This window comes from Cohnella sp. OV330 (assembly GCF_900112065.1).
Lineage (GTDB): Bacteria > Bacillota > Bacilli > Paenibacillales > Paenibacillaceae > Cohnella.
Map to the genome: position 1 here is coordinate 428826 of NZ_FOKE01000004.1, position 12872 is coordinate 441697.

Below are 12872 nucleotides of genomic sequence, written 5' to 3' on the forward strand. Positions count from 1 at the left end.
GTTATTCCGGTTTGACGAGGAACAGCGGCTGTCCGAATTCGACGAGCTGGCCGTTCTGCGCCAGTACTTCGACGATCTCGCCCTTCACTTCGGCTTCCAGAGGGTTCATCAGCTTCATCGCTTCGAGAATGCATACGACCGTCTTATCGTGGACCTTGTCGCCTTCGTTCACGAACGACGGCGCGTCCGGAGACGGCGCGCGATAGAACGTGCCGACCATCGGCGACACGATCTGGTGCAGGCCGGACAGGTCCCTGCCGGCAGGCTGCGACGCTTCGGCCGGCGCGGCCGCCGCGGCAGGAGCCGGAGCTGCCTGTACGTATGTATGGGGGACCGAAGCCGCGGTCTGTACGTTCACGACCTCCGTGCGTCCGGGTTTCCGGATGGAGATCCTCGCGCCCTCGTTTTCGATCTCGAGCTCATGCACGGAGGTTTGATCCACGAGTTTGATTAATTCTTTGATTTCGCTAAGTTTGAACATATTCGCCCTACGCTCCTTGGCTGTCTCATTTGCCGTATGAAATCCAAGCGGCCTCGCCGCCCTCGTTCAAAGGGCAATTAAAGCAAGCCGCCGTCCATACTGAGCCGTCGTACGGCCCGATCTCGTCTTCGTATGAATAGCAAAGCCTGTACGTACCCATAACGGACTCATTATAACATAATCGAAAGAAATGGAAAGAGCCGGCCCGCCGGCCGGCTCCCGGCCGGTTGCCCGGCGCGCGAATTCTGATTATTGGATAAACTGCACGGAAACGGCGTCCGGCTTTACGCTAAGCTCTTTGGTCGCGAGCTTGACGATCTTGACCGCCTGCTTAGAGTCGAGCGCGTCCGCCTGCACGATGATCTCGAACTTGTCGCCCTCTTGCTTGACGACCGCGTTCTCGTAATCGGACACCAGTTTGTCTTGCAGACTTGCGATACGCTCTTCGGTAGCGGTGATGCGGCCCTGCTCTTCGACCGCGGCGGCGGCTTCGTCCTGCGACTTGGAGCTGTCGGCGACGATCTTGTCCAAGTCCTCGTAAGCTTTGGAAGCCGCTTGTTCGCGTTCGAGTTGAATCTGGTCGAACTGCTCGCGCGCGGAGAGGTTGTTCATGCCCTTCAGCACTTCCTGATCCGCAGGCGATACCGCGGATTGGCCGTCCTTGCCCGCGTCTGGAGAAGCGGCGGCTTCCTTGTCCGTTCCTTTCGACGCATCCGGCGATGCAGCCGTCTCTTGGTTCGGCGCCGCCGAAGCGTCCGGCGATGCCGACGCCTCCTTGCTCGGCGCGGCCGTGCCGTCAGTCGAAGCGGACTTGTCGCCGCCGCTCGCGGCTGCCGCGCCTTCGTCGCTTAGTCCGCCGGCGCCGTCGACGGAGGTAATCTCGATGCCGTCGTCATCCGCCGCGCCGGTCACGCCGGTCGCGTCCGTGACCATCTGCTGTTCCTGCGCCGTGCGGTCCGGCTGCGTGACATCCTCGGTAAACAGATAATAAGAGGAAAGAATGACCATGAGCGAAAGCATCGAGACGAGCCAGATCGTTTGCCGTTTGTTGTTCATTTGTTTTTGACCTCCTGCGTATTTGGGATTGGGAATTCGGAATTGAGATTGGGTATTGGGATTTTAAAGGTATTCCTCACTCGGCGGTGCGCGGCATGACCGAAACGCGATGGATCGGCACGTCCAATCCGGATGCGACCGCCTCCGAGATCATCCGGCGAACGGTCGCGTTCTCCGCCCCTTTCGCCACGATCAGCACGCCTCTCAGCCGAGGCTTGATCTTTTTCACGACGATGGGCGATTTGCCGCCCGATACCTCGTATAACACGACCTGGCCGTCCTGCGTGACGTCCGTGATATGGCGCCTCGCGCCGTTTTTGTCCGTTTCGTCGGTAATTTGCTGGGTTTTCTTTTCGTTCAGCTGCACGACCGTCTCTTCGGTCGAATCGACCGTCACCATGACGTCCGTTGTGCCGACGCCGGCGATCTTCTCCAGCATCTCCTTCAACCGGATATCGAGCTGGGTCTCGATCTCGGCGAACGGATCGTCCTTGCCTTCTCCCGTTCCTAGAAACGTCTCCTGCTGCGCCGGCTTGTCTACGTCGCCCGGCGGCACGGCGCCATCCCCGTCAGGGGGCGTCACGGGCTTCATCTTGATGAACGAGGAGGCCAGAATGAGCGCGGCTCCGACAAGCCCGATCAAGATGAGCCAGCGAAACGTCTTCACCCGCTTGGGGCCGCCGGGCCCGCCTCCGATATAGGTTTCCAGCTTGTGCAGCCACTTGGCCATGTTTCTCGCTCCTCCTGTCATCCGCCCGCCGCCGCGACCTCGATCTTGGACGTTCCGATCCCGAACCGTCCGGCGACGAGCGCCGCGATTCGTCCGTCCCGGCCGTTGTCCGCAGTTGCCTCGCCGGTCTGCGCCGCCGGCACCGCCCGGTCGACGTCTTCATCGCTCCGGTCATCCGCACCCGTCCCGACTTCGACGTCGACGACGACCGGGGAGACGGGCTCCACCTCGGCGATCGGTTCGCCGCCTTCCGCCGTGATCCCGGCCTCAGGCGCTACCAGCCGAATTTTAACCGACTCGACCGCCAACGCTCCGTCCGCAGCCGGTTCCGCCGAAACCTCGACCGAACCGACCTTGACATCCTCTTCCTGCTCGACGACTGCCTTGATCTGGGCCTCGAGCCCCGCTACGGCAAGCTTAGCGGCCTGTTCGTCCATGCCCGCTCCGATCCGCTTCGCCTCCGCCATGATGGCCTCGAGCTGGCTGCGGTCTTCGCCGCCGACCGGCTCCCGCTCCGCCCACTCGATGCCCGCGGCCAGCTTGGCGTCCATATCTCCCTGGATCCAAGAGAGCAGCGGTCCGGCGAGCGTCAGCAGGATGAAAAGTCCCGCCACGAGCCGCACGTATCGCTGCATCGTACGGTTCGGGAGCAGCAGATCGATCAGCGCGGCCAGCAGGACCGCGGCCACGACTTGGCGAAGCCAGCCGCCGAGCGCTTCAATCAAGGTCTTCGCCTCCCTCCGGATCCGCCGTCCGGCTCATCTCATCAGAATGGATGCGTTGCCCGCCGTCAGTACGATCGTCACCGCCAGGAAAAACATGAGGCCAACCGACGCGAGCGCGGCGAATACGTAGACGAGCGTTTTGCCGATGACTTGGAGGCACTGCACGATCGGCGTGTCGCCGAGCGGCTGGAGCACCGCCGCGGACAATCGGTAGATCAAGGCCAGCGTCAGAATCTTGACGGCCGGGAAGGCGCACAGAAAAATCAGAATGACGACGCCCGCGAGGCCGACCGCGTTTTTGACCAATAGGCTTGCCGACAGCACGGTATCCGCGGCGTCCGAAAACATCCGGCCCACGACGGGCACGAAGTTGCCCGTGACGAACTTCGCCGTCCGAAGCGCGACGCCGTCCGCGATCGCGCCGGTGGCGCCCTGGATGGACAGCACGCCGAGGAACAAGGTCAGCATCGCGCCGAGAAGTCCGACGGAGGCCGTGCGGAGCAGATTGGCCAGCTGCGTCACCTTGAACCGCTCGGACACCGTGCTGGCCAGATGCAGGACAGCCGAGAAGAACAAGAGCGGGAACACGACGAGGTGGATGACGGTGCCGATCGAATGGACCATGAACACGATGACGGGATGCAAGACCGCGACCGTCGTCACGCCTCCCGTGCTGGCGAGCAAAGTAAGCAGGAGCGGTACCATCGCGAGCATGAACTGCACCATCCCGGCGATCGCGTCCGCCGCGTAGCCGGCTCCCGTCCTGAAGCTGTTCACGGCGATGATAAGCAGGACCATGTACGCGATGGCATAAGCGACCTGGCTGACGGCCTGGCGTTCGAAGGCGCTCTGCATCGTCTCCAGCAGCATCGTGAAGATGGCCAGCAGGACGATCGTGACGATCAGCTTGCCGCTGTACAGCACCTCGTGAAGGAAAAATCGCGCCAGCGCGAGCAGGACATCCTTGACGCTCCACCCTTCGCCTTCTTTCGGAAACATGAGCTCCCGCAGCGTCGGGGCTTCGCCTTCCGGAAAAAATCCGCCGTAATCGTTTTTGAGCTTGTTCCAGAATTGCTCGATCTGCCCTAGGCTTAAGTCCTCGGACTGCGACTCCGCCAGCTCGCCGGACAAGGTCCCCGGGTCCGTGCCGTACGTGCCGTCTTTGTCCGGCGCGATGACGGCCTCCGATCGAGGCGCATGGGCGGCGGCTTGACGTCCTTCGTCCCCTGCGGCGGCAGCCGGGCGCGGCCAGAACGACAGCAGCATAGCGCACATTAGAAGCGCGAACGGGATCCAGCCTGTCCGCCGCTCGAGCAATCCCGGTCGACCCATCTTTAGGCTCCTCCCCCCGCCGGCAGCAATCCGAGCACCGTCTCGATGATGATGCTGATGATCGGCACCGCCATGACGAGGATCAGCATTTTTCCCGCGAATTCGATCTTCGAGGCGATGCTGTCGAGACCCGCGTCGCGGACGATCTGGGCGCCGAACTCGGCGATGTAGGCGATGCCGATGATCTTGAGCATCGTCTTCAGGTACACGGACTGGATGCCGGAGCGGTCGGCCAGCTCTTCGATCATCGAGACGACGCCGCCGATCTTGCCGATCAGCGCGAGGAATACAGCGATGCCGAAAAAGGTAGCCAGCAGAAACGCGAACATCGGCTTTTGTTCGCGGATGACGAGAATCAGAATGGCCGTCAACAATCCGATGCCGACGATCTGCAAGATGTCCATAAGCGACCGCCTATTGGAACAGGAAGATCGTCTTGATCTCCTGGAACAGATCGTTCAGCAGCCGGACGACCATGAACAGCACGACGACGAACCCGATCACCGTGACCCAGTGCGCCATGTCTTCCTTGTTCATCTGCTTGAGCACGGTATGAATCATCGCGACGATGATTCCGATGCCCGCAATCTGGAAAATCGTGCTCACGTCGATATTCATGAATACGGCCCCCTACTACATCATGAGAATGACGACCAGGGCGGCCGTGAGCACTCCCAGACTTCGGCACAGCTTCTCGTATCTCTGCTGGTCGTCGCGCGCCGCCTGCTCTTCCGCCTGGAGTTGATGCATCGCAAGCTTCAAGTGCTTGAGCTGATCCTCCGCGCCGCTCGCGCCGAGCGTCTCGCCGAGCCGCAGCATCGTATCCCGCTCCGGCGGACGCATCGAAGTTGCAGGCCATCCAGCCTTGAAGGCTTGTTCCCAGCAGTCCGACACCGTCTCCCCGGTCCCGGACGCAAGGCGGGCGGACGCCTCCGCGAACAGCGCCGACACCGGCGCCGTTAACGCTGCGGCGATCCGGGCGAGCGCTCCCGGCAGCGGCGTCTGGCCGTAGCCGATCTCCGTCTCCAGCCGCTGGAGCGCATGGAGCAGCTGACGGATCTGCTTGGGCCGCTGCGCGAACTTCGCGGCTTGCATGAAGCCGATCATCGTGCCCGCGAACAGAATGAGCGCCGCGCCCGCCAGCTTAAGCATGGCGCACCCCGTCCCCGTTCGGCGACCGGATGACCGGCACGGACCGGCAGCCGGAAGACTTGCGCGCCTCCGCCTCCGCTTCGTCGGCGCCGACGACGCGATGCCGCACGACGCCGCCGGACCGGGACAGCAGGACGTAGGCGCCGAACATGCCTTCGGCGGCGAGCTCAGCCAATACGGGCCTGGCGAACACGTCGCGCAGGTCGAGCGCATGCGCGGTCGCCACGACCCGCACGCCGGCATGCAGCGCTTCCTTGAGCGCGTAGGCGTCCTCCGGCCGGCCGATCTCGTCGGCTACGACGACCTCCGGCGACATCGAACGCACCAGCATCATGAGACCCTCCGCTTTCGGACAAGCATCGAGCACGTCGGTGCGCGGACCGAGATCGAACGCCGGCACGCCTCGGTCGCAAGCCGCGATCTCGGAGCGCTCGTCCACGACGCCGACCTTGCGGCCGCCCCAGCGCTGCGCCTGCGGGTGGTACCACTGCCCCGCGCTGATCGAGCGAGCCAGATCCCGCAGCAGCGTCGTCTTGCCTTGCTGCGGCGCGGATACGATCAGCGTATGCCTCACGGTCCGCGCGACCGGGTCCAGCAGCTCTGGCAGCAATCCCGCCGCGCAGCCGGCGCGCGCCCTCGCGATCCGGATATTGAAGCTCGCGACGTCCCGCAGATGGCGCACATGTCCGCCCTCGAGCACCGTGCGGCCCGCCAGGCCGATCCGGTGGCCGCCGGCCACGGTTACGTAGCCGCGCCTCAGTTCCTCTTCAACCGCGTACAACGAATGGTTAGTCACGCGTTCCAGCAATGCCCTGCAGTCTTCGCGAGTCGGGCGGTAGGCTTCGGCGCTGTCCGTCACGGCTTTCCCTTGCGGGCAAACGAATGCCGAGCCGCCTCCGAAGCCGATCTCAAGCGGTCTTCCTTCTCTGACGCGAATCTCCTCGAGCGACTGCAGCAGCGTCTCCGGCAGCTTTTCCAGCCGCCCCCGCAGACCGGCGGGGAACAGTTCCAGCAACGGCAGCGACAATCGTCCTCCCCCTCTCCGGCGTAAGCAAGTTGTCCTTCGCTCTTCCATGCATATGCTTGGACGCTTCTCTTTTATGCTTGGGAAGTCTCTTTTTTCCGTTAATAGATTGGGGACCCCGATCCGCTTATTTTTTAAGGATGCCGATTAGCAGGCAAGCGACTCCCGCGCCGATCCAGACTAATTTGACGGGAGAAAGCTTGTCCGACATGCCGACGAGGCCGATCGTCGTCGTGGAGATCAGAATCAGCGGTCCGACCAGCGCCAGCATCGCGTTTACGCTTAGCGCCTTGGTGACGTCGTTCAGCTTCAGCATGACCAGCGCGGCCGTCAATTCGATGCTCCCGGACAAAATCCGGAGCAGCGCCATGCTGAATACGGATTTATCCAAGCCGCTCTCACCTCCTTTCGCTCACTCGAATCATGTCCGTGGTATACGCTATGCGGCGGAGTCGGACAACTTGCCTATGTTCTCGAAAAATGAGAGATTCATTTGAAAAGCAAAAAAAGACCCGTCCGATCCCGGACGGGCCTGTCATGTCTTGCTACTATTTTGCTCGCTTTAACGCTCTGATCTCCGTATCGTGCTCCAGCACGCGGAAGGCAAGCGCTTCGATCGCTTTCCCTTGCCTGGATTGCTCGGTCTGCAGCGAATCGAGGGCGATCGCGTGCTCCTTCTGAACGTCCATCACCTTCGATAACCGTTCGTTTGTGTCCATGACTGCGGACGCGACTTGATTCAACGTTGTCTCGATCACGTCGAATCGCCGATCCATGCCGTCCAGACGCTGATCGATCGCGTCAAACCGCCGATCCATCCCGTCCAGCCGTTGATCGATGCCGTCCAACCGCCGGGACATCCCTTTCAACTCTACCAAAATCGTATCCAGCACCTGCTCGCTCAAACTCGCTTCCTCCTTCAAAGGATAATACCGCCGACGACAAAACAAATCGTAATTCGACAGGCATGACCTCCATGGGGTCGGAAGGAGGCAGGGACCTTTGCTAAATAAAGATTAGCAAAAGCGCTATAAATATCCAATAATAACTTAAAACGCTAAAAAATCATTGACAAACTTAGCGTCTGTCCTGCGGTCCGCCCACGAAAGCCGCGTCCGCCGTATCCAGACCGTACGCGGTGTGAAGCGCGCGCACGACTTCGTTCAAAGGCTCGGCCGCGATGACGCAGGAGCACTTGATCTCGGACGTGCTGACCATCTTGATGCTGACGCCCGCTCTCGAGATCACGTCGAACATCTTGGCGGCTACGCCAGGGTTCGACACCATGCCTGCGCCGACGATGGATACTTTAACGAGGTTTTCTTCGTAGGTCGCCTCGTCGTAAGGCACCTCTCCGCGCACGCGTTCGATGACGCCGAGCGCGCGCGCGCGATCCGCCAGGGACACGGTAAACGAAAAGTCCGCCTTGCCGTCCGAAATGCCGCTTTGCACGATGATGTCGACGTCGATCGACTCGTAGGCGAGCGCGCCGAAGATTTTTGCCAATACGCCCGGGATATCCGCCACGCCTACGATGCTGATGCGGGCTACATTTTTATCAAAAGCGATGCCGCTTACGACGACGCCTTGTTCCATTGCCGCTTCCTCCCTCACGAGCGTTCCTTCATTCTGGGTAAAGCTCGAACGCACCACGAGATGAACGTTGTAGTGCTTCGCGTATTCGACCGCGCGGGGGTGCAGCACCGCCGCGCCAAGATGGGCAAGCTCGAGCATCTCGTCGTACGAGATGACGTCCAGCTTTCGCGCGTTCTTCACGACGCGGGGATCGGTGGAATAAATGCCGTCCACGTCTGTATAAATCTCGCACACGTCGGCTTTGATCGCAGCCGCGAGCGCGACCGCCGTCGTATCGGAGCCGCCGCGTCCGAGCGTCGTGATCTCGCCGTCTTCCGTCATGCCCTGGAAGCCCGCGACGATCGCGATCGCCCCGCCGTCCAGCGCAGCGTGAAGCCGAGTCGGCGCTATCTCGGATATTCTTGCTTTTCCGTGTACTGATTCCGTCACGATGCCGGCTTGCCAGCCCGTGAACGATTTGGCTTCATGGCCGAGTTTATGAATAGTCATCGCGAGCAGCGCGACCGAGATCTGCTCGCCGGTCGTCAGCAGCATATCCATCTCCCTGGACGGGGGATTGTCGGTTAATTCCTTGGACTTGTCGATCAGATCGTCGGTCGTATCGCCCATGGCGGACACGACGACGACGACGCGATGGCCTTGCAGCTTTTTGTCGATAATCCGCTGGGCCACGCGCTGCATCCGCTCAGAGGTCCCGACGGAACTGCCGCCGAATTTCATCACGATTAAGGACAACGCGGTTCCACTCCTCATCTACACTGTGCATACAGCAATATATTATAGCATAAGCCCAGCGGCCCAGAAACGAAAAAAAAATCCTCCGGTCCCGAAGGGAACGCGGAGGATCGAGGTCGAAATTAGGCGCGGGAGATATACTTGCCTTCTGTCGTATTGATGAGCAGTACGTCGCCTTCGTTGATGAAGAGGGGTACCTGCACGTTGTGGCCGGTCTCGAGCTTCGCGTTTTTCGTTGCGCCCGTGGCCGTATTGCCCTTGATGCCCGGCTCGGTCTCGACGACCTTCAGGTCGACGTTGTTCGGCAGGTTGATGCCGAGAATCTCGCCTTGGTAGCTGGTGATGTTGACGGTCATGTTTTCCTTGAGGAAGTTGATCTCCCATTCGAGCTGCTTCTTGTCCAGGTTGAACTGGTCGTAAGTCTCGTTGTCCATGAACGTGTACTCGCTGCCGGAGTTGTACAGGTATTGCACGGCGCGGTTTTCGATATGGGCGCGAACGACGTTCTCGCCGGCGCGGAACGTTTTCTCGATGACGTTGCCGTTGCGCAGGTTCTTCAGCTTGGAGCGGACGAACGCGGCGCCCTTGCCCGGCTTGACGTGCTGGAAGTCGATGACGGTGCATAGATCGTTGTCCACTTCAATGGTAAGGCCTGTCTTAAAATCGTTAACGGAAATCACTGCTAAATTCCCTCCTGTAGGAACGTGGCTCCCTATTCCAGAACGATCAGTTCTTTCGGGGAACGCGTAAGTATTTTAATCCCGTCATCCGTCAGAACGACGTCGTCTTCGATCCGTACGCCGCCGAAGCCCGGAACGTAAATACCCGGTTCGACCGTGACGACATGACCCGGGAGTAAAATCGTATCCGGCGCCGAATAGCTGAGCCGCGGCTCTTCGTGAATCTCGAGCCCGATCCCGTGACCGGTGCTATGGCCGTATTGATCACCATAACCATACCGCGTGATGATATCTCTCGTCAAGGCGTCGCCTTCCCGTCCGGACATTCCCGGCTTCAGGTGCGCGAGCGCGTGCAGCTGGGCTTCGAGCACGATGCCGTAGATCTCTTTGTGACGATCCGTCGCCGGACCGACGACGACCGTCCGGGTCAGATCCGAGCAGTAGCCTTTGTAGTATGCGCCGAAATCGAGCGTGACGAATTCGCCGGTCCCGATCACCCGGTCGCTCGCCACCCCGTGCGGCATCGCGGAGCGCTCGCCCGAAGCGACGATCGTATCGAACGACGTGCCCGAGGCGCCCAGTTTCCTCATATAGAACTCCATCTCCAAGGCAATGTCGGATTCCTTCGCCCCCGGCTTGAGGAAGCCGAGAATATGCGAAAAGGTCCGGTCTGCGACGTCGGCGGCTTCCTGAATGACCGCTAGCTCCGATGCGTCCTTTACGGCCCGAAGCTTCTCCAGCGCCTTGCCCGCGGGCACGAGCTCGACCGGCGACAGCCGCTCCTTCAACATCGCGTATTGCGCGTAGCTGACCGTGCCGTCCTCGAACAACAGCCGCTGGACGCCGGCGCCGCGCAGAAGCTCCGCGACCCGATCGTGATAGCCCGTCGGCGGGTGCTCCGCGACTTCGACGCCTTCGGCTTGGGCATTCGCTTGCTCCGTATAACGGAAATCCGTAAACAGTACGGCGCTTCCGGCCGTCACCAGCACGACGCCGGCCGTGCCGGTGAACCCTGTCAGATAACGACGATTGTGTCCGCTCGTTACGAGCATGGCATCCCCGCCAAGCCCCGCCATCTCGCCTCTTAATCTTGCGATTCTAGCTTCGCTCATTAATCGCACCTCCTCTTCCTTTAAAACTACGGGCGAGCCGGCTGCCGGAGATGCCGCAGCAGCGCGAGCAGGCCAAGCTCGTAGCCGTACGCGCCGAAGCCGGCGATCTGGCCGACGCACACCGGCGCGAGCATCGACGTATGCCTGAAAGACTCGCGCTTATGTATGTTCGACAAGTGGACTTCGACGGTCGGGAGACCGACGGACGCGATCCCGTCGCGAAGCGCGATGCTCGTGTGCGTGTAAGCGCCGGGATTGATCAATATGCCGTCGTGCCGACCGAAGGCGGCATGCATCTCGTCCAGCAATCCGCCCTCGTGATTCGATTGATAAAAGAAAAGAGCAGCCCCTTCGCGCTCGGCCGCCTCTCTCAGATTCCGCTCGATGTCCGATAGCGTTGCGGTGCCGTACACCCCCGGCTCTCTGACGCCGAGCATATTCAGGTTCGGTCCGTTCAGAACCAAGATACTGGGCAAGTCCGGCACTCCTTCCTTGATTTTCAGCGATAAATTCATCAGTCATTGTATCACAACGGCCCAAGGAGGTGCCACACGCGATCCTCGCGTTCAGCCGTCCGTCAAGCGGGCTCGGGATCGCTTGAGCGGCCGCCTTCTTCGCCGTTCGCCCGATTCGGCTCGCGCGCGGACTCGTTGTGGTATTCGAAAGCGAACGAATAGCCGATAAAGAGGCCCCACAGCAAGTACAAGGCGCCTTCCGTAAACATGCTGCCGAGACCGATTTCTTTATATGCAGGCACGGCGCCCGTCTTCGGTCCGATCCAGAAAAACAAAAGCACCCACCAGGCGGCGCCGAAAAACAAGCCGGGCCACGGTCCCCGAAGCTTGCCTAGGATCAACCAATATAAATAGGCGGCAACGATGGACATGACGACAAACATCGCCAAACCTACGCAATGCCACGCGATCGTGTCCAGGCTCTCCCGCTTGACGAACGGATCTGCCAAAAAAGCCTGCGGCACCTTGGTGAAATTCATCGCGACCGTCAGCCACCGGAGCGAACCCCAGATCAGTCCGGCGAACAAGCCGAGCGTCAGGCAATAAACGGCGGGGTGCTTCGTTCTCCCCGTACCCGCGCTTTTGTTTTCCGTTTGTTCCATCTTTTTCGCACCATCCTTTCGGAAGCTCCCGCTTGTCGGCATAGTATGGGCTTCATGTCATGGGGCTAGTCGCTTCGCGGCCGGACCATGTAGCATTGCAGGCCCTTATCCTGTAAAATAAGAAGATACTCGAAGCCTTCAGCTTCAAGAGATTCGTCGAGAGATGGTGAATGGTTTGGCAGAACAACCGACCTCCATATACGGGGGACAAGCGGTGATAGAAGGCGTCATGTTCGCCGGACGGAACGTCCACGTGACCGCGGTGCGGCGCAAGAACCAAGAAATTGCTTTTTTTGAAGTTCCCCGCAAGCAGCAGCAGAGCCAGGCGCTCAAGGTGCTGAAGCGGATCCCTTTTATTCGGGGCATCGTCGGCATCGTCGAGTCCTCGGCCAAAGGCTCTCAGCACTTGAACTTCTCGGCCGAAGCGTACGCGGAGGACGAAACGCAGCCGGAAGCGGCCGAAAAGCCGAAGGAAAAAGAAAAATGGAGCCTGTCCATGGTGCTCGGAGTGGCCGTCGTAGGCGTGCTGTCATTCGTCTTCGGCAAGCTGGTATTCACGACCGTCCCCGCCCTGCTCGAAGGCTTTCTGTTCGAAAACGTATTTAGCAGCATGATCCTGCATAACCTGTTGGAAGGCGTCATCAAGATCGCGTTGTTGCTCTTTTATCTCTGGTTCATATCAAAGACGCCTTTGATCAAGCGCCTGTTCCAGTATCATGGCGCCGAGCACAAGGTGATCAGCGCCTACGAAGCAGGCGTCGAGCTGACGGTCGAAAACGTTCAGCGGTTCACGCGACTTCATTATCGCTGCGGCAGCAGCTTTCTCGTGTTCACGGTCATCGTCGGCGTCGTGCTGTACTCGTTCCCGATTTTCCATTGGGACACGATATGGGAACGCGTATGGATTCGGATCGCTTTGCTCCCCGTCGTCATCGGCATTTCTTACGAGGTGCTTCGCTTGACGAACGCGGCTCGCGATATCCCGGGGCTGCGCGTGCTCGGGTACCCGGGACTGTGGCTTCAATTGTTGACGACCAAAGAACCGAATGACGATCAGGTAGCCGTTTCCATCGCTTCGTTCAATCGCATGCGGGAGCTCGACCGCGAGATTCGGCCCGTATAATTCAATTTC

Annotated in this window: 17 protein-coding genes; 1 reads left to right on the forward strand and 16 read right to left on the reverse strand. The window is 60.3% G+C overall.

What is annotated here, in order from left to right; translation table 11 throughout:
- Position 1: 1 nt before the first annotated feature.
- The 16 genes from accB to BM235_RS12025 all read right to left on the reverse strand — a co-directional run bounded on the left by accB (position 2) and on the right by BM235_RS12025 (position 11740).
- The gene (gene accB, locus BM235_RS11950; protein ID WP_090113073.1) at positions 2-481 is read right to left on the reverse strand and encodes an acetyl-CoA carboxylase biotin carboxyl carrier protein; all 480 of its coding nucleotides are present in this window, start codon (positions 479-481) and stop codon (positions 2-4) included.
- Between the two features lie 249 nt (positions 482-730).
- The gene (locus BM235_RS11955) at positions 731-1537 is read right to left on the reverse strand and encodes a SpoIIIAH-like family protein (RefSeq protein WP_090113075.1); all 807 of its coding nucleotides are present in this window, start codon (positions 1535-1537) and stop codon (positions 731-733) included.
- A gap of 76 nt (positions 1538-1613) precedes the next feature.
- Complete coding sequence (spoIIIAG, locus tag BM235_RS11960; protein ID WP_090113085.1) at positions 1614-2267, reverse strand: stage III sporulation protein AG; 654 nt, start codon at positions 2265-2267, stop codon at positions 1614-1616.
- A gap of 17 nt (positions 2268-2284) precedes the next feature.
- Positions 2285-2992 (reverse strand): stage III sporulation protein AF, encoded by a 708-nt coding sequence (locus BM235_RS11965; RefSeq protein WP_158543731.1) that lies wholly within the window; start codon positions 2990-2992, stop codon positions 2285-2287.
- A gap of 33 nt (positions 2993-3025) precedes the next feature.
- A complete protein-coding gene (gene spoIIIAE, locus BM235_RS11970; protein ID WP_255374334.1) occupies positions 3026-4324 on the reverse strand; it encodes a stage III sporulation protein AE in 1299 nt (432 codons plus the stop codon).
- A 2-nt stretch (positions 4325-4326) separates the two neighbouring features.
- Positions 4327-4728, reverse strand: a complete 402-nt coding sequence (spoIIIAD, locus tag BM235_RS11975; RefSeq protein WP_090113088.1) for a stage III sporulation protein AD — start codon at positions 4726-4728, stop codon at positions 4327-4329.
- 10 nt (positions 4729-4738) lie between these two features.
- Entirely contained in the window at positions 4739-4942 is a 204-nt protein-coding gene (gene spoIIIAC / locus BM235_RS11980) for a stage III sporulation protein AC (RefSeq protein WP_090113099.1), read from the reverse strand.
- 15 nt (positions 4943-4957) lie between these two features.
- A complete protein-coding gene (spoIIIAB, locus tag BM235_RS11985) occupies positions 4958-5476 on the reverse strand; it encodes a stage III sporulation protein SpoIIIAB (protein WP_090113100.1) in 519 nt (172 codons plus the stop codon).
- The gene (gene spoIIIAA / locus BM235_RS11990) at positions 5469-6503 is read right to left on the reverse strand and encodes a stage III sporulation protein AA (protein WP_255374335.1); all 1035 of its coding nucleotides are present in this window, start codon (positions 6501-6503) and stop codon (positions 5469-5471) included. The genes spoIIIAB and spoIIIAA overlap by 8 nt, the downstream gene beginning before the upstream one ends.
- Positions 6504-6627: 124 nt before the next feature.
- Entirely contained in the window at positions 6628-6870 is a 243-nt protein-coding gene (locus tag BM235_RS11995; RefSeq protein ID WP_090113589.1) for a YqhV family protein, read from the reverse strand.
- Between the two features lie 178 nt (positions 6871-7048).
- Complete coding sequence (locus BM235_RS12000; RefSeq protein ID WP_090113103.1) at positions 7049-7405, reverse strand: hypothetical protein; 357 nt, start codon at positions 7403-7405, stop codon at positions 7049-7051.
- Positions 7406-7577: 172 nt separating this feature from the next.
- Positions 7578-8831, reverse strand: a complete 1254-nt coding sequence (locus BM235_RS12005; protein WP_090113105.1) for an aspartate kinase — start codon at positions 8829-8831, stop codon at positions 7578-7580.
- 122 nt (positions 8832-8953) lie between these two features.
- Complete coding sequence (efp, locus tag BM235_RS12010; RefSeq protein WP_090113107.1) at positions 8954-9511, reverse strand: elongation factor P; 558 nt, start codon at positions 9509-9511, stop codon at positions 8954-8956.
- A 32-nt stretch (positions 9512-9543) separates the two neighbouring features.
- Positions 9544-10623, reverse strand: a complete 1080-nt coding sequence (locus tag BM235_RS12015; protein ID WP_090113109.1) for a M24 family metallopeptidase — start codon at positions 10621-10623, stop codon at positions 9544-9546.
- Positions 10624-10649: 26 nt separating this feature from the next.
- On the reverse strand, positions 10650-11099 hold the full coding sequence (gene aroQ / locus BM235_RS12020; protein ID WP_090113591.1) for a type II 3-dehydroquinate dehydratase: 450 nt from the start codon (positions 11097-11099) through the stop codon (positions 10650-10652).
- Between the two features lie 101 nt (positions 11100-11200).
- Complete coding sequence (locus BM235_RS12025; protein ID WP_158543730.1) at positions 11201-11740, reverse strand: YqhR family membrane protein; 540 nt, start codon at positions 11738-11740, stop codon at positions 11201-11203.
- Positions 11741-11903: 163 nt separating this feature from the next.
- Here BM235_RS12025 and BM235_RS12030 point away from each other — a divergent pair, with 163 nt between their 5' ends.
- Complete coding sequence (locus tag BM235_RS12030; protein WP_090113112.1) at positions 11904-12863, forward strand: DUF1385 domain-containing protein; 960 nt, start codon at positions 11904-11906, stop codon at positions 12861-12863.
- Positions 12864-12872 lie beyond the last annotated feature (9 nt).

What these genes read in the sequence shown, in the direction of transcription:
- BM235_RS12015 (WP_090113109.1), bottom strand. Translation starts at nt 10,623, where the DNA reads ATGAGCGAAGCTAGAATCGCAAGATTAAGAGGCGAGATGGCGGGGCTT.
- BM235_RS12025 (WP_158543730.1), bottom strand. Translation starts at nt 11,740, where the DNA reads ATGGAACAAACGGAAAACAAAAGCGCGGGTACGGGGAGAACGAAGCAC.
- spoIIIAC (WP_090113099.1), bottom strand. Translation starts at nt 4,942, where the DNA reads ATGAATATCGACGTGAGCACGATTTTCCAGATTGCGGGCATCGGAATC.
- BM235_RS11995 (WP_090113589.1), bottom strand. Translation starts at nt 6,870, where the DNA reads ATGGCGCTGCTCCGGATTTTGTCCGGGAGCATCGAATTGACGGCCGCG.
- spoIIIAE (WP_255374334.1), bottom strand. Translation starts at nt 4,324, where the DNA reads ATGGGTCGACCGGGATTGCTCGAGCGGCGGACAGGCTGGATCCCGTTC.
- BM235_RS11955 (WP_090113075.1), bottom strand. Translation starts at nt 1,537, where the DNA reads ATGAACAACAAACGGCAAACGATCTGGCTCGTCTCGATGCTTTCGCTC.
- accB (WP_090113073.1), bottom strand. Translation starts at nt 481, where the DNA reads ATGTTCAAACTTAGCGAAATCAAAGAATTAATCAAACTCGTGGATCAA.
- spoIIIAD (WP_090113088.1), bottom strand. Translation starts at nt 4,728, where the DNA reads ATGGACATCTTGCAGATCGTCGGCATCGGATTGTTGACGGCCATTCTG.
- spoIIIAB (WP_090113100.1), bottom strand. Translation starts at nt 5,476, where the DNA reads ATGCTTAAGCTGGCGGGCGCGGCGCTCATTCTGTTCGCGGGCACGATG.
- BM235_RS12030 (WP_090113112.1), top strand. Translation starts at nt 11,904, where the DNA reads ATGGTGAATGGTTTGGCAGAACAACCGACCTCCATATACGGGGGACAA.
- spoIIIAG (WP_090113085.1), bottom strand. Translation starts at nt 2,267, where the DNA reads ATGGCCAAGTGGCTGCACAAGCTGGAAACCTATATCGGAGGCGGGCCC.